Source organism: Streptomyces toyocaensis, from assembly GCF_000725125.1.
GTDB lineage: Bacteria > Actinomycetota > Actinomycetes > Streptomycetales > Streptomycetaceae > Streptomyces > Streptomyces toyocaensis.
The window spans coordinates 482,512-497,362 of the sequence record NZ_JFCB01000001.1; the positions used below are offsets into that span (position 1 = coordinate 482,512).

The window sequence follows — 14,851 nt, forward strand, 5'->3', positions numbered from 1 at the left end:
CGATCGCACCAGGTTCGCGTACGACAAGGAGGCTGCCCATGTCCGCCGAACCTTCCCCTGCCACCCCCTCCTCCCGCCACGGCGTCTGGTTCGTCGGAGCACGCGGATCCGTGGCCACGACCGCCGTCGCGGGCTGCGCCGCCGTCGCCGCCGGTCTCCACCCGCCGACCGGCATGGTCACCGAGACCCCCGACTTCGCCCCGTGCGGCCTGCCGTCGTTGTCCTCCCTCGTCTTCGGCGGTCACGACACCGTCGACTGCCCGCTGCCCAAACGGGCGGAACACCTCGCCGCCGGCGGCGTCCTGCCGCACGGCCTGCCGTCTGCCGTGCACGCCGAACTCGTCGCCGCGGACCGGGAGATCAGGCCCGGCGGCCCCCTGCCCGGCGACACCGGCAGAACCCAGGACCAGTGGATCGACGTGTTCGCGGCCGACATCCGCGACTTCGTCCGCCGCCAGGACCTCGCGGGCGCCGTCGTGGTGAACGTCGCCTCCACCGAGCCCGCCCCCACCGACGGCTCCCTGCCGCCCAGCTCCCTCTACGCGGCGGCCGCCCTGCGGGCCGGCTGCCCCTATGTGAACTTCACCCCGTCCACCGGCCTGCACCACCCGGCGCTGGCTCCGCTCGCCGAGTCCTCGGGCCTGCCCCACGCGGGCCGTGACGGCAAGACCGGGCAGACCCTGCTGCGCTCCGTGCTCGGCCCGATGTTCCGGCAGCGCGCCCTGGCCGTGCGCGCCTGGTCCGGCACCAACCTGCTGGGCGGCGGCGACGGCGCCGCCCTCGCCGACCCCGCGGCCGCGGCCGCCAAGAACGCCGGCAAGGAACGCGTCCTCGCCGACACCCTCGGCGCCGCGCCCGAGGGCGAGGTCCACATCGACGACGTGCCCGCGCTCGGCGACTGGAAGACGGCCTGGGACCACATCGCCTTCGACGGCTTCCTCGGCTCCCGCATGGTCCTGCAGACGATCTGGCAGGGCTGCGACTCGGCCCTCGCCGCCCCGCTCGTCCTCGACCTGGCCCGGCTGGCCGCCCGCGCCCGGCAGAGAGGCCTGTCCGGGCCGCTGGGCGAACTGGGCTTCTACTTCAAGGACCCGGTCGGCGACGGCCCGTCGTCACTGGCCGAGCAGTACGCGGAGCTGAGGGGCTTCGCCGAGCGGCTGCGTGACACCGACGGCCGGGGGGCCGGCCGATGAGCCGCACCAACATCCCCGCGCAGCGCACGGCCCCGCCGACGACGACGGACCGCCTGCCGGCCGCCGGGGACGCCGCCCCGCGCCCCGCCGACGCCGCGTCCCGCCGTGGCCGCGCGGGCGCCTGGGCCGAACTGCTGCGGCTGCCCGCCCTCCCCACCGTCCCCGGTGACGCCCTGGCCGGCGCGGCGGCGGCCGGCGTGCGCCCCGGCCCGCGGACCCTGCTCGCGATCGGCTCCTCCCTCTGCCTGTACGAGGCCGGCATGGCTCTCAACGACTGGGCGGACCGTGCGGAGGACGCCGCGGAGCGCCCGCACCGCCCGATTCCCTCCGGCCGGATCGAGCCGTCCGCCGCCCTCACCGCCGCCTGCGGTCTCACCGGCGCCGGACTGCTGCTCGCCGCCCGTGCCGGCCGGCCCGCCCTCGCGGTGGCCGCACCGCTGGCGGCGACCGTCTGGGCCTACGACCTGGCCCTGAAGCACACGCCCGCCGGCCCCGCGGCCATGGCCGCCGCCCGCGGACTCGACCTGCTCCTGGGTGCCGCCGCGACCGGCGCCGGCACCCGGGCCGCGCTGCCGTCCGCCGCGCTGCTCGGCAGCCACACCCTCGCGGTCACGGCCGTGTCCCGCCGGGAGACCACCGGCGGTTCGGTCCTGGCCCCACTGGCGGCGCTCGCGACGACGGGGGCGCTGACGCGGCTGGTCACCCGCCGCCGCACCCGACTCCCGGCAGGCCGGCGGGCAGCAGCCGCCCCCGGCCTGCCGGGCTCCGGCCCGCCCGGGACCACCGGCGTCCTCGCCGCCGCCCTGGGCGCCGCCTACGCCGCCACCGCCGCCAGGCCCTACGCCCACGCCGCGCTCAATCCCTCACCACCCCTCACCCAACGCGCCGTCGGCGGCGGCATCCGCGCCACCGTCCCGCTCCAGGCCGCGCTCGCCGCCCGCTCGGGCTCGACCGCCACCTCCCTCCTGATCGCGTGCCTCGTCCCGGCCGGCCGCGCGTTCGCGAGGAGGGCCGCCATGAGGAAGGTGAGCATCACGTGAGCCGGAACACCAGCGACGTCACCGCGGCTCCCCTCCGCCTCGGCTACGGCACCAACGGCCTCGCCGACCTCCGCCTCGACGACGCCCTGGCCCTGCTCGCCGACCTCGGCTACGACGGCGTGGGCCTGACCCTCGACCACATGCACCTCGACCCGCTCGCCCCCGGCCTCGCCCACCGCACCCGCCGGGTGGCGCGCCGTCTGGACGAGCTCGGTCTCGGCGTCACGGTGGAGACGGGCGCCCGCTACGTGCTCGACCCCCGCCGCAAGCACGGCCCCTCGCTGCTGGACCCCGACCCCGACGACCGCGCCCGCCGCGTCGGCCTGCTCGTCCGGGCCGTCCGCGTCGCCGCCGACCTCGGCGCGCACGCCGTGCACTGCTTCAGCGGGACCGTCCCCGACGGCACCGACGAGGACACCGCCTGGAAACGTCTCGCCGAGGCCCTCACCCCCGTCCTGGACGCCGCCGCCGACGCCGGCGTGCCCCTCGCCGTCGAACCGGAACCCGGTCACCTCCTCGCCACCCTCGCCGGCTTCCACCACCTGCGCCGGATGCTCGGCGACCCGGAGCCCCTGGGCCTCACCCTGGACATCGGCCACTGCCAGTGCCTCGAACCCCTCCCTCCCGCGGACTGCGTGCGCGAGGCCGCCCCCTGGCTGCGGCACGTCCAGATCGAGGACATGCGCCGAGGCGTCCACGAGCACCTCCCCTTCGGAGACGGCGAGATCGACTTCCCGCCCGTCCTCGCGGCCCTCGCCGCCACCGGGTACCAGGGCCTGACCGTCGTCGAACTGCCCCGCCACTCCCACGCGGGCCCCCACTTCGCCGCCCACTCGCTGCCGTTCCTCCGCCGCGCCGCCCGGCTCGCGGCGACCGCCACCCCCTCCGCCCCCGTCCCCTCGCACGGCGATCCCTCCGCCACCCCCGAAGGGAGCAGCACCCCATGACCCGCCCCCGTGCCACCCCGGCCACCCCGGAGGCAGACACCACCGGCAGACCGGCGACCCCCGGTGACGGCACCACCCCGGCCCTCACCCCGCCCGCCGAGCTGCACCGCCACCTCACCGGCCTGCTGGGCGGAGCCGCCCGCGCCTGGCTCGACCAGGCCCTCGACGAGGCCGCCGCCCACCCCGGCACCCACGGCCCCATCTCGGTGTGGGAGCTGCGCCTCGCCGAAGCCGGCCGCCGCTGCGGTCCCGCCCACGCCGACGCCGCCCGCGTACTCGTCCTGCACGCGGCCCGCGCCGACGCCGACGCCCTGACCCGGGTCTACTTCCAGGGGACCGCCGACGAACGCCGCGCCGTCCTGCACGCCCTGCCGCACCTGGTGCCCGGCCCCGACGCCCTGCCGCTCGTCGAGGACGCCCTGCGCACCAACGACACCCGGCTTCTCACCGCCGCACTCGGCCCCTACGGCGCCCGCCACCTGGACGCCCACGCCTGGCGGCACGCCGTACTGAAGTGCCTCTTCACCGGCGCCGGCCTCGACCAGGTGACGGACCTGGCCCGCCGCGCCCGGGGCGACCGCGAACTCGGCCGCATGCTCGGCGACCACGCCGAGGAGCGCAGCGCCGCCGGCCGCCCGGTACCGGAGGACCTGCGCCGCGTTCTGGCCCTGACCGAGTCCGCCACCCTGGCACACGGCACGGACGACCCCCACGGCAAGGAGTCCTGATGCGCATCTTCGACCCCCACATCCACATGACGTCGCGCACCACCGACGACTACGAGGCCATGTACGCCGCGGGCGTGCGCGCCGTCGTCGAACCCGCCTTCTGGCTCGGCCAGCCCCGCACCTCCCCGGCCTCCTTCCTCGACTACTTCGACTCCCTCCTCGGCTGGGAACCCTTCCGCGCCGCCCAGTACGGCATCGCCCACCACTGCACGCTCGCCCTCAACCCGAAGGAGGCCAACGACCCCCGCTGCACGCCCGTCCTCGACGCGCTGCCCCGGTATCTCGTCAAGGACAACGTGGTCGCCGTCGGCGAGATCGGCTACGACTCCATGACCCCCGCCGAGGACACCGCCCTGGCCGCCCAGCTCCAGCTCGCCGCCGACCACGGCCTGCCCGCGCTGGTGCACACCCCGCACCGCGACAAGCTCGCCGGGCTGCGCCGCACCCTCGACGTCGTCCGCGAGTCCGCGCTGCCGATGGACCGCGTCCTGGTCGACCACCTCAACGAGACCACCGTCAAGGAGGCCAGGGACAGCGGCGCCTGGCTCGGCTTCTCCGTCTACCCGGACACCAAGATGGACGAGGAGCGGATGGTCGCCGTCCTCCGCGCCCACGGCCCCGAGCGGATCCTGGTCAACTCCGCCGCCGACTGGGGCAGGAGCGACCCCCTCAAGACCCGCAGCGTCGCCGACCTGATGCTCACCGAGGGATTCACCGAGGACGACGTCGACCGGGTCCTGTGGCGCAACCCCGTCGCCTTCTACGGACTCAGCGGCCGCCTGAACCTCGACGTCACCGCCACGGACGCCACCCACGAGGGCAACTCCATCCTGCGCGGCGCGCCCAAGGACGAGCCGCGGGCCGCGGGCGGCTCCGCCACGGAGGCGTGAGCCATGCGCTTCCGCCACCCCGACGGCTCCACCGTCCACCTCGCCTACTGCACCAACGTCCACCCCGCCGAAACCCTCGACGGCGTCCTCGCCCAGCTCCGCGACCACTGCGAGCCCGTCCGCCGCCGCCTCGGCCGGGACAGGCTCGGCATCGGCCTGTGGCTCGCCAAGGACGCCGCCCACGCCCTCGCGACCGACCCGTCCGCCCTGCGCCAACTGCGCTGCGCACTCGAACGGCGCGGCCTGGAGGTCGTCACCCTCAACGGTTTCCCCTACGAGGGCTTCGGCGCCGAGGAGGTGAAGTACCGCGTCTACACGCCGGACTGGGCGGACCCCGAACGCCTGGAGCACACCGCCGCCCTGGCCCGCGTCCTCGCCGGGCTGCTCCCCGACGACGTCACCGACGGCAGCATCTCCACCCTCCCCCTCGCCTGGCGCACCGCCTACGACGACCAACGCGCCGGGACGGCCCACACCGCCCTGCGTACCCTCGCCGACCGCCTCGACGCGCTCCAGGAGCTGACCGGACGCTCCATCCGCGTCGCCCTGGAACCCGAACCCGGCTGCGTCGTCGAGACCACGCGCGACGCGATCGCCCCGCTCACCGCGATCGGCCACGACCGCGTCGGCATCTGCGTCGACACCTGCCACCTCGCCACCTCCTTCGAGGACCCGCACACCGCCCTGGACGACCTCGTCCGGGCCGGAGTGCCCGTGGTCAAGTCCCAGCTCTCGGCCGCCCTGCACGCCGAACAGCCCCACCTCCCCGAGGTCCGCGAGGCCCTGGCCGCCTTCGCCGAACCCCGCTTCCTGCACCAGACCCGCACCTCCACCCTCGCCGGCCTGCGCGGCACCGACGACCTCGACGAGGCCCTGGCCGCCGACGCCCTGCCCGACGCGGCACCCTGGCGCGCCCACTTCCACGTCCCGCTGCACGCGGCCCCCGCCGCGCCCCTCACCTCCACGCTGCCCGTCCTGACATCCGTCCTGACCCGGCTCGTCGGCGGCCCGCACCCGCTCACCCGCCACCTCGAGGTCGAGACCTACACCTGGCAGGCCCTCCCGCCCGCCCTGCGCCCCCGCGGCCGGTCCCAGCTCGCCGACGGCATCGCCGCCGAACTCGCCCTGGCCCGCGACCTCCTGACGGACCTCGGCCTGAAGGAACTCCCATGAGCGACCCCACCCCTCTCCTCGTCCTCGACGTCGTGGGCCTCACCCCCCGTCTGCTCGACCACATGCCCCACCTCACGTCGCTCGGACAGTCCGGCTCCCGGGCCCCGCTGGGCACCGTCCTGCCCGCGGTGACCTGCGCCGCCCAGTCCACCTTCCTCACCGGCACCCCGCCCGCGGAGCACGGCATCGTCGGCAACGGCTGGTACTTCCGCGAGCTCGGCGACGTACTGCTGTGGCGGCAGCACAACGGTCTCGTCGCCGGCGACAAGCTCTGGGACGCCGCCCGCCGCGCCCACCCCGGCTACACCGTGGCCAACATCTGCTGGTGGTACGCCATGGGCGCCGACACCGACATCACCGTCACCCCCCGCCCCGTCTACTACGCCGACGGCCGCAAGGAACCCGACTGCTACACCCGGCCGCCCGCCCTGCATGACGAACTCACCGAGAAGTTCGGCACGTTCCCCCTGTTCCACTTCTGGGGACCCGGCGCCGACCTGGTCTCCAGCCAGTGGATCATCGACGCCACCCGCCACGTCATGCGCACCCGGCGCCCCGACCTGACGCTCTGCTACCTCCCGCACCTCGACTACGACCTGCAGCGCTTCGGCCCCGACGACCCGCGCTCCCTGAAGGCGGCCGCCGACCTCGACACCGCCGTCGCCCCGCTCCTCGACGACGCCCGCGCCGAGGGCCGTACCGTCGTCGCCCTGTCCGAGTACGGCATCACCCGCGTGAACCGGCCCGTGGACATCAACCGCGCCCTGCGCCGCGCGGATCTGCTCGAGGTGCACACCCAGGACGGCATGGAGTACCTCGACCCGATGGCCTCACGCGCCTTCGCGGTCGCCGACCACCAGATCGCCCACGTCTACGTGCGCCGCCCCGAGGACCTCGACGCCACCCGCGCCGCCCTCGACGGACTGCCCGGCATCGAGCAGCTCCTCGACGACGAGGGCAAGAAGGCCCACCACCTCGACCATCCGCGCGCCGGCGAACTGGTCGCCGTCGCCGAACCCGACGCCTGGTTCACGTACTACTACTGGCTCGACGACGCCCGCGCGCCCGACTTCGCGCAGCTCGTCGAGATCCACCGCAAACCCGGCTACGACCCGGTCGAACTGTTCATGGACCCCCTCGACCCCTACGTGAAGGTCAAGGCGGCCACCGCGCTGGCGCGCAAGAAGCTCGGCATGCGCTACCGCATGGCGGTCGTGCCGCTGGACCCCTCACCTATTCGCGGCAGCCACGGCCGCCTCCCCGCGAGCGACGACGACGGTCCGCTCCTCATCTGCTCCACCCCCCGCGCCGTCGGCGACCGCGTCGCGGCCACCGATGTGAAACAACTCCTGCTCCGGCTCGCCGGACTCGGCTGACACCGCACCACGCACGGCCGCCGCATTCCGACTACCGAGAGTGAAACACACGGCACTGACAACGGCCGGTCCCGGCGGCACCGGAACCGGCCACGACCGAGAAGGCAGGCCATCCGTGACCCTGTATCCCGACCCCTCCTCCCGCGCCGATGCCGTCGCCGCCGCCACCCCGGACGAGGGACTGCGCCGCAGCCTCGGTCTGGGCCGGCGCCGTTTCCTCAGCACCTGCACCGCCGTGGCGGCGGGAGCCGTCGCGGCGCCCGTCTTCGGCGCGGCCCCCGCCCTGGCCCAGGACCGCGGCGCAGACCACGACCACGGGCACGGACGCGGCCACGTGCTCGTCCCCCCGCACAAGCGCGGCATCATCCTCTACACCGTGCGTGACGCCACCGCCCGCGACCCCCTCGCGAGCGACCTGCCCTCGGGCTTCCGCGACGTGTTCAGGCAGCTGGCCCGCCACGGCTACCGCCAGGTCGAGTTCGCGGGCTACCGCCAGCACGCGAACGCGCCCGGCGGCGACAACCTGGAGTCCGTCGAGGGCGCCCGGCTGCTGCGCTCCTGGCTCGACGACAACGGCCTGCGCGCCCAGGGCAACCACGGTTTCATCCCGTCCTCCTGGCCGCTGAGCGAGGCGGACAAGGACACCTTCAAGAAGCACCTGGAGATCGCCAACATTCTCGGCATGGACCACATGGGCACCGGCGGCGACCCCACCGGCAGCTCCCACCGCGCCGACTGGGACGTGGCCGCCGACAAGTGGAACGCCCTGGGCGAGATCGCCCGCCGCGAGGGCATCAAGCTCTACACCCACAACCACGACAGCGCCTACGGCTTCCTGCTCGACGGCGGCCCGCTGGACGACCAGGGCCGCCCGACCCGCAGCTCGGGCATCCGGAAGCTGGAGTACTTCCTGAAGGTCACCGACCCCCGGCTCGTCTGGCTGGAGATGGACATCTTCTGGGCGCACGTCGCCCAGTACAAGTTCCACACGTACACCGCCCACGACGGCTCCAGCCGCAGAAGCGTCTTCGACCCGGCGGGCCTGGTCGCCCGGCACAACAAGCGCTACCCGCTGTTCCACGCCAAGGACGGCGTCGTCGACACGACCAACGGCATGGGATACGACATGGTGCCGTTCGGAACGGGCGACATCGACTACACGACGTTCTTCTCCCGGGTCGGGCAGCGCAACTACCACAACCCGATGGTCGAGGACGACAACTCTCCGAGCGCCACCGACCCCGCACAGTCACTGCGGGAGGCGAAGATCAGCTACGACAACATGGCGGCCCTGCGCAAGCGCTGCCGCTGACAGCATGACAAGGGACCGGGCGGCCCTTCCGCATCGGCCTCGCGGCCGCCGCAGCCTCGAAGGGGAGGCGACGAGCTCCTGGTCCGCGCGGTGAACCGGGGCCCGGCGGGGGAGCGGCTGCCCGGCCGCTTCCCGGACCACCGGCAGATGCCCTGAGCCCGTCGCGGCCCGGCCGCCCAGGCTGCCGTCCGCACCGCCTCCCGGACGACGGAAACGCAGGTGAAAGGCACCGCGAAACCTTGATATGGTTGTCCATGTCGCTGCGGGGACCGCCCCGCATGTGACACACACCTTGTCCGGGTGGCGGAATGGCAGACGCGCTAGCTTGAGGTGCTAGTGCCCTTTATCGGGCGTGGGGGTTCAAGTCCCCCCTCGGACACTCAGCTGGACGATACGTTCACGAGGGCCTCGACCTGACGGTCGCGGTCCTCGTGGCGTTTTCGTCGCCGACCGTCGTTTTGGGCCTACGCAGAGTGACGTCTTGGTGCTGGGTCATGCGCTCTGCGGGCCGTCCGGTCCGGTGGGCCAAAGGTGACCTCCTCGACGTCCTCCCCGCGCACGTACCAGCAGTTGGTGACGGACGGCCCGTTCCGCATCGAGTTCACCGCCTGAACCGGGCACCATGAACCGGGCCCCGCGCTGCGCCGCGGGGGCCCGGCAGACACGGTTCCGGCAGACGGCGCCGGTGCACAGGACGGAGGCAGAACATGGCAACGGACGCGTTCGACTGGGCTGGTGACCAGATGTGCGTCACCTTCACCCGGGGCCTGGGCCCCGCCGAGGTCTTCACCCGCTACGGCGCCGACCCGGCCCGTTCCCGCCTGCTGGATGCGGACGCCGCGTCCGACCTGCCCACAGGTCAGTTTGCCGCCGGAACGGTATCGCTCCTGCGGGCGGGAAGGCTCGACGACTGGACGTTCTGCGTCGAGGAGGACGGCGTCATCGGCTCGTGGCCCGAACTCCTCGCCGCGCTGTCCCGCGGCACCGAGACCTACAGCGTCCTGTCCGCTGAGGGCCTTGCCGTCTTCCAGCACTGGCGCGACGGCCAGTGCCTGGAGAACTTCGAACCCGGCCCGGAACAACCCCGGCCCGAACATCCCGGTCCTTGGTGGGACAGGATTCAGGAAGCCCTGGCCGAGCGTGAGGGCTCCGGAATCGCCCCCGTGGTCGCCCTCGTCCTCGACCACCTCGGCCTCACCCTGGACGACGCGACCCTGGCTGCCCCCTGGCCCACGCTGACCGTCGCGGAGGACGACGCTCCGTCCGCACCACGCGGCGACTCCTACGCGGGCGAGGGCCCGGTCCCGCCGGGCGCCATCGAAATGCTGTAGGCCCTGGGCCGTCCCCTACGCCCATGCCTCTCACCGCAGTACACGCCGCTCCCTCCAGCACTCGGCAACGGGTTGTCCCGCTGCCGGTGGCCTCGTACCGTCCGGGCGCGGTGGGTACTTCGCCTTCGCCTTGCGGGACCTTCTTCGTCTCCTCGCCGACCGTCGGCGCGACGACGATCGCGCCGAGGGTGCGGGAGTTTCCGGAACCGTGCGGCATGCCTCGTCCGCTCGGTCCGCTTCTTCGTCACTCAGGTTCTTCGCCTGCAGGGTGTCCCCGCACAGGGCCCTGCCCGTGGCCCGTCCGGCCCCGGTTCCTGGAGTGCCTCAACCACCGCTGTTTACGCAGTGGTTGATGACTGCCACACTGCTTGGCGCCGGTACACGGCTGGCTGACAGCGAGGGAGCACGGGCCTTACCGGCAAACCCAAGGGGAGGGAACAACGTGCGAATCCGTTCACGCGCCATGACCGTCGCGGCTGCCGCCGCCCTGGCCGCCGGTGGCCTCACCGCCGCCACCAGCACCTCTGCGGTGGCGGCACCTGCTGCCGCCCTGTCCTGCTACGGCAGCGCCAAGAGCTACAGCACCGGCACTACTTACGCCTGGCCCACTGCCACGGCGTGGGCGACCACCACGTCCAACTGCGCAGACATCAACGTCAAGCCCAGCCGTACGGTGAGGGTGAGCGCCTGCCTCCTCAAATCCAGCACCAACGAGGTCACGTGCAACAGCTACCGCACGATCTACGCCAATACCTGGGGCACGGCAGCCACTACCGTTCTGGACGGCACCAAGTTCTACCTGCTGTTCGACAATCCCAGCTACGGACAGGTCGCCTACTGATCCGTTTCCCGCGGCAGCTGAGCAGTGACAGAAGGCCCTCCGCGTCCGATCGTCGGACGCGGAGGGCCTCAGCGGTTCAGAGGGCCTCAGGGAGCCGCAGCAGCGGCGGCCTCGTCGCGGGCCGGTGCCTCGACGGCCTCGCCCTCCTCCAGCCCCACGTCCTTCGTCTCCTTGCCGAGCAGCAGCGCGACCAGCGTCAGCAGCGCCATCGAGGAGAGGTAGACGCCGACCAGCCACGGCGAGCCGTCGCCGGCCTCCCACAGGGCGACCGCTATGAACGGGGCGACGGCAGCGCCGAGGATCGAGCTGACGTTGTAGGAGATGCCGGAGCCCGTGTAGCGCACGCTCGTCGGGAACAGCTCCGGCAGCAGCGCGCCCATCGGGCCGAACGTCATGCCCATCAGCGTGAAGCCGAACACCAGCCACAGCACCACGCCGACCGTGCCCAGGCCGATCAGCGGCACCCAGACCAGCCCGAAGACCAGGATCCCGGCGGTGACGGCGATCAGCGTGGCGCGCCGGCCGTAGCGGTCCGCGAGCGGGCCGGAGACCAGGGTGAACGCCGCGAAGAACAGCACACCGAAGATCATCATCAGCACGAACGTCGTGTAGTCGTACCCCAGGCCCGGCACGGCCGCGTCCTTAGCCGTGCGGCCGTAGCTCAGCGAGAACGTCGTCATCAGGTAGAAGAGAACGTACGTGGCCAGCATGAAGAAGGTGCCGAGGACCAACTGCCTCCAGTGGTCGCGGAAGACGGTGGCCAGCGGCAGCTTCCGCACCAGCCCTGCCTCCTGGGTCCTGGCGAAGACCGGGGCCTCCACCAGGCGCATCCGCACCCACAGGCCGATCGCGACCATCACGGCGGAGAACAGGAACGGGATGCGCCAGCCCCAGCTCAGGAAGGCGTCCGAGGGCTGGGACGGGTCGGCGCCCGCCGTGGACGGGAGCAGCGCGCCGATGATCAGGAAGAGCCCGTTGCCGATGATGAAGCCGAGCGGGGCGCCCAGCTGCGGGAAGGTGCCGTAGAGGGCGCGCTTGCCCTTCGGGGCGTTCTCGGTGGCGACCAGGGCCGCGCCGCTCCACTCGCCGCCGAGGGCGAAGCCCTGCGCGAGCCGCATCAGCACCAGCAGTGCGGTGGCGATCCAGCCGGCCTGCGCGTAGGTGGGGAGCACGCCGATGAGGAACGTGGCGATGCCCATGGTGAGGAGCGAGGCCACCAGCGTGCCCTTGCGGCCGAGCCGGTCGCCGAGGTGTCCGAAGACCACCGCGCCGATCGGGCGGGCGACCATCGCGGCGCCGAACACCGCGAAGGACGACAGCAGGGCCGTGGTCGGGTCGCTGCTCGGAAAGAAGAGCGCGGGGAAGACCAGGACGGCGGCGGTCGCGTAGATGTAGAAGTCGTAGAACTCGATCGTCGTGCCGATGAGGCTCGCGATGAGGACCCGCGAGCGGGAGTTGACGGGGGCCGGGCCGGTGGATGGTGCGGGCATTTCACGGTCTTTCCAGGGAGAACGGTTGCCCAAGGCTCTCAGATGTCTCATCAATCAGGAAAGCAGTTCCGATATGTGAGACCACCAGGTCATGTGTCAGCCGCGGAAAACGCGTGGCTCCGCCCTGCCCTCCCTCCCTACACTCACCGCACAGGCGCCGCCCGCTGCCGGGCCGCGCATCCATGACCAGTGAGGGGAGACCGGCCGTGCGTCACCACGCCACCGCTGCCGCTCCCCGTTCCCGGTCCCGTCGGTCCGTGGTGATCCTGGTGTCTCCCGCCGTCCGGTGCCCGCTGCGCGGCCGGCACCGGATGCCCCTGACGCACGCCTGATCGCCGACGCCCCACGCCTGAAGGGGCGTCCGGCGCCGTGCGCCAGGGGAGATCGCGCCGCCCTTCTCCGGTACACCCGAAAGGCCACGGGCCATGCGCACCAACCCACTCGCCGCCGTACGCAACCTCGGCATCCTCGCCCACGTCGACGCCGGCAAGACCACCGTCACCGAGCGGATCCTGTACGCCACCGGCACCACGCACAAGCGCGGCGAGGTCCACGACGGCACCACCGTCACCGACTTCGACCCGCAGGAGCGCGACCGGGGCATCACCATCTTCGCCGCCGCCGTCAGCTGCGCCTGGGACGGTCACCGGATCAACCTCATCGACACCCCCGGCCACGTCGACTTCGCCGACGAGGTGGAGCGCTCACTGCGCGTCCTCGACGGCGCCGTCGCCGTGTTCGACGCGGTCGCCGGTGTGGAGCCGCAGAGCGAGTCGGTGTGGCGGCAGGCGGACCGGCACGGTGTGCCGCGCATCGCGTTCGTCAACAAGATGGACCGGGCGGGGGCCGTGCTGGACGCCGCCGTCGCCTCCCTCCGCGAGCGGTTGCACCCCGCACCCCTGGCCGTGCAGCTCCCGATCGGCGCGGAGGACACCTTCACCGGTGTCGTCGACCTGCTGCACATGCGGGCCCTGACCTGGAGCGACGAGGGCGTGGCCCGCGAGCCGGCACCGGTGCCGGAGGAGCTGCGGGAGGAGGCGCACCGGCGGCGCCGGCTGCTGGAGGAGGCCGTCGCCGAACTGCACCCGGGGGCCCTCGAAGAGTTCTGTGACACGGGTGCGCTCGGCAGCGGCACGCTCGCGGCCGCCCTGCGGGACCTGACCCGCAGCGGCTCCGCCGTCGTCGTGCTGTGCGGCTCCGCCTACCGCAACCGCGGCATCGAGCCGCTGCTGGACGCCGTCCTCGCCTACCTCCCGTCGCCGCTCGACGTGCCACCGGTGCGCGGTACGTGCGACGACGGCAGCGAGCAGGAGCGGACCGCCGACCCGGCGGCACCGCTGACCGCCCTCGCGTTCAAGGTGAACGCCACCGCCACCGGGCGGCTGACCTATCTGCGGGTGTACTCGGGCACGATCGAGAAGGGAGACACCGTGTGGGACGCCACCGCACGCCGCACCGAGCGCGTCGGACGGATCCTGCGTGTGCGGGCCGACCGCCACGACCGGCTGGAGCGTGCGACCGCCGGCGACATCGTCGCCGTGGTCGGGCTGAAGTCCGCCCGCGCGGGCTCCACGCTGTGCGCCCCGGGCGCCCCGCTGGTCCTGGAGCCCCCGGGTGTCGCCGACCCGGTCGTCTCCGTGGCGGTGGAGGCACTGAAGGGTACGGACACCGGGCGCCTGGCGTCGGCGCTGGCGCGGCTCGCGGAGGAGGACCCCTCGCTGGTCGTGCGCACCGATCCGGAGACCGCCCAGACGGTGCTGTCCGGCATGGGCGAGCTGCATCTGGAGGTCGCGGTGGAGAAGATCCGGAGGGAGCAGGGGCTGGGCGTCAACGTGGGCCGGCAGCGGGTGAGTTACCGGGAGACCGTCGGTGGAGGAGTGTCCGGGTTCGTGTTCCGGCACGTCAAACAGGACGGCGGCGCGGGTCAGTTCGCCCAAGTGGTCCTGGACGTGGAACCGCTGGACTCGCCGGAGGCCGGTTTCGAGTTCCGCTCGACGGTCGTCGGCGGGCGCGTGCCGCAGGAGTACGTCCGTGCCGTCGAGGCCGGCTGCCGGGACGCGCTCACCGAGGGGCCCCTCGGAGGGCACCCGGTGACGGGCCTGCGGGTGACGCTCACCGACGGTTCGACGCACGTCAAGGACTCCTCCGAAACCGCGTTCCGCACCGCGGGCCGGCTCGGACTGCGGGATGCCCTGCGGGCGTGCGCGATGGTGCTGCTGGAGCCGGTCGCCGAGGTCACGGTCACCGTGCCGCAGGACGCGGTGGGGTCCGTGCTCGGTGACCTGGCGGCGCGGCGCGGCCGGGTGAGCGGCTCGGCCACCCGGGCGGGCGCGGCGGTCGTCACCGCGACCGTGCCGCTGGGCGAACTCTTCGGCTACGCCACCCGGTTGCGCAGCCGCACCCAGGGCCGCGGCACCTTCACCACCCGGCCGACCGGTTACGCACCGGCACCGGCCGAAGCGCCCGCGCGGTGACGCGCTGACGCGGTGGCCGGTCCCCGGCGGTCCCTCCCCCGCCCAGTGGGGGAGGG

General features: G+C 73.3%; 12 protein-coding genes and 1 tRNA gene. 12 read left to right on the plus strand and 1 reads right to left on the minus strand.

Going from position 1 to position 14,851, the window contains the following annotated elements; genetic code table 11:
• Positions 1–38 precede the first annotated feature (38 nt).
• The 11 genes from BU52_RS02010 to BU52_RS02060 all read left to right on the plus strand — a co-directional run bounded on the left by BU52_RS02010 (position 39) and on the right by BU52_RS02060 (position 10,831).
• Positions 39–1,193 (plus strand): inositol-3-phosphate synthase, encoded by a 1,155-nt coding sequence (locus BU52_RS02010; RefSeq protein WP_037926775.1) that lies wholly within the window; start codon positions 39–41, stop codon positions 1,191–1,193.
• Complete coding sequence (locus BU52_RS02015) at positions 1,190–2,233, plus strand: SCO3242 family prenyltransferase (protein ID WP_078903071.1); 1,044 nt, start codon at positions 1,190–1,192, stop codon at positions 2,231–2,233. Before BU52_RS02010 ends, BU52_RS02015 begins: the two co-directional genes overlap by 4 nt.
• Entirely contained in the window at positions 2,230–3,180 is a 951-nt protein-coding gene (locus BU52_RS02020) for a sugar phosphate isomerase/epimerase family protein (protein ID WP_037926778.1), read from the plus strand. Before BU52_RS02015 ends, BU52_RS02020 begins: the two co-directional genes overlap by 4 nt.
• Positions 3,177–3,908: an EboA domain-containing protein gene (locus BU52_RS02025; RefSeq protein ID WP_037926781.1), complete on the plus strand. Its 732-nt coding sequence runs from the start codon at positions 3,177–3,179 to the stop codon at positions 3,906–3,908. Before BU52_RS02020 ends, BU52_RS02025 begins: the two co-directional genes overlap by 4 nt.
• Positions 3,908–4,798, plus strand: coding sequence for a TatD family hydrolase (locus BU52_RS02030; protein ID WP_037926784.1), 891 nt, complete (start codon positions 3,908–3,910; stop codon positions 4,796–4,798). The genes BU52_RS02025 and BU52_RS02030 overlap by 1 nt, the downstream gene beginning before the upstream one ends.
• Positions 4,799–4,801: 3 nt before the next feature.
• Positions 4,802–5,971: a metabolite traffic protein EboE gene (gene eboE, locus BU52_RS02035; RefSeq protein WP_037926787.1), complete on the plus strand. Its 1,170-nt coding sequence runs from the start codon at positions 4,802–4,804 to the stop codon at positions 5,969–5,971.
• Positions 5,968–7,347, plus strand: coding sequence for a nucleotide pyrophosphatase/phosphodiesterase family protein (locus BU52_RS02040; protein ID WP_037926789.1), 1,380 nt, complete (start codon positions 5,968–5,970; stop codon positions 7,345–7,347). Before eboE ends, BU52_RS02040 begins: the two co-directional genes overlap by 4 nt.
• Positions 7,348–7,462: 115 nt before the next feature.
• Entirely contained in the window at positions 7,463–8,659 is a 1,197-nt protein-coding gene (locus tag BU52_RS02045) for a sugar phosphate isomerase/epimerase family protein (protein WP_037926792.1), read from the plus strand.
• 294 nt (positions 8,660–8,953) lie between these two features.
• Positions 8,954–9,038: transfer RNA gene (locus tag BU52_RS02050), tRNA-Leu, on the plus strand.
• Between the two features lie 328 nt (positions 9,039–9,366).
• Positions 9,367–9,990, plus strand: a complete 624-nt coding sequence (locus tag BU52_RS02055) for a DUF6461 domain-containing protein (RefSeq protein WP_037926795.1) — start codon at positions 9,367–9,369, stop codon at positions 9,988–9,990.
• A 442-nt stretch (positions 9,991–10,432) separates the two neighbouring features.
• The gene (locus BU52_RS02060) at positions 10,433–10,831 is read left to right on the plus strand and encodes a hypothetical protein (RefSeq protein ID WP_037926798.1); all 399 of its coding nucleotides are present in this window, start codon (positions 10,433–10,435) and stop codon (positions 10,829–10,831) included.
• An 86-nt stretch (positions 10,832–10,917) separates the two neighbouring features.
• Here the strand turns inward: BU52_RS02060 and BU52_RS02065 are convergent, their stop codons facing one another.
• Positions 10,918–12,321 (minus strand): MFS transporter, encoded by a 1,404-nt coding sequence (locus BU52_RS02065; protein WP_037926801.1) that lies wholly within the window; start codon positions 12,319–12,321, stop codon positions 10,918–10,920.
• A gap of 425 nt (positions 12,322–12,746) precedes the next feature.
• On the opposite strand from BU52_RS02065, the gene fusA reads away from it, so the two are divergent.
• Entirely contained in the window at positions 12,747–14,795 is a 2,049-nt protein-coding gene (fusA, locus tag BU52_RS02070) for an elongation factor G (RefSeq protein ID WP_037926805.1), read from the plus strand.
• Positions 14,796–14,851 lie beyond the last annotated feature (56 nt).

Excerpts from the sequence above, each read along its gene's own strand:
- BU52_RS02010 (WP_037926775.1), top strand. The coding sequence starts at position 39 with ATGTCCGCCGAACCTTCCCCTGCCACCCCCTCCTCCCGCCACGGCGTC.
- BU52_RS02015 (WP_078903071.1), top strand. The coding sequence starts at position 1,190 with ATGAGCCGCACCAACATCCCCGCGCAGCGCACGGCCCCGCCGACGACG.
- BU52_RS02025 (WP_037926781.1), top strand. The coding sequence starts at position 3,177 with ATGACCCGCCCCCGTGCCACCCCGGCCACCCCGGAGGCAGACACCACC.
- BU52_RS02030 (WP_037926784.1), top strand. The coding sequence starts at position 3,908 with ATGCGCATCTTCGACCCCCACATCCACATGACGTCGCGCACCACCGAC.
- eboE (WP_037926787.1), top strand. The coding sequence starts at position 4,802 with ATGCGCTTCCGCCACCCCGACGGCTCCACCGTCCACCTCGCCTACTGC.
- BU52_RS02040 (WP_037926789.1), top strand. The coding sequence starts at position 5,968 with ATGAGCGACCCCACCCCTCTCCTCGTCCTCGACGTCGTGGGCCTCACC.
- BU52_RS02055 (WP_037926795.1), top strand. The coding sequence starts at position 9,367 with ATGGCAACGGACGCGTTCGACTGGGCTGGTGACCAGATGTGCGTCACC.
- BU52_RS02065 (WP_037926801.1), bottom strand. The coding sequence starts at position 12,321 with ATGCCCGCACCATCCACCGGCCCGGCCCCCGTCAACTCCCGCTCGCGG.
- fusA (WP_037926805.1), top strand. The coding sequence starts at position 12,747 with ATGCGCACCAACCCACTCGCCGCCGTACGCAACCTCGGCATCCTCGCC.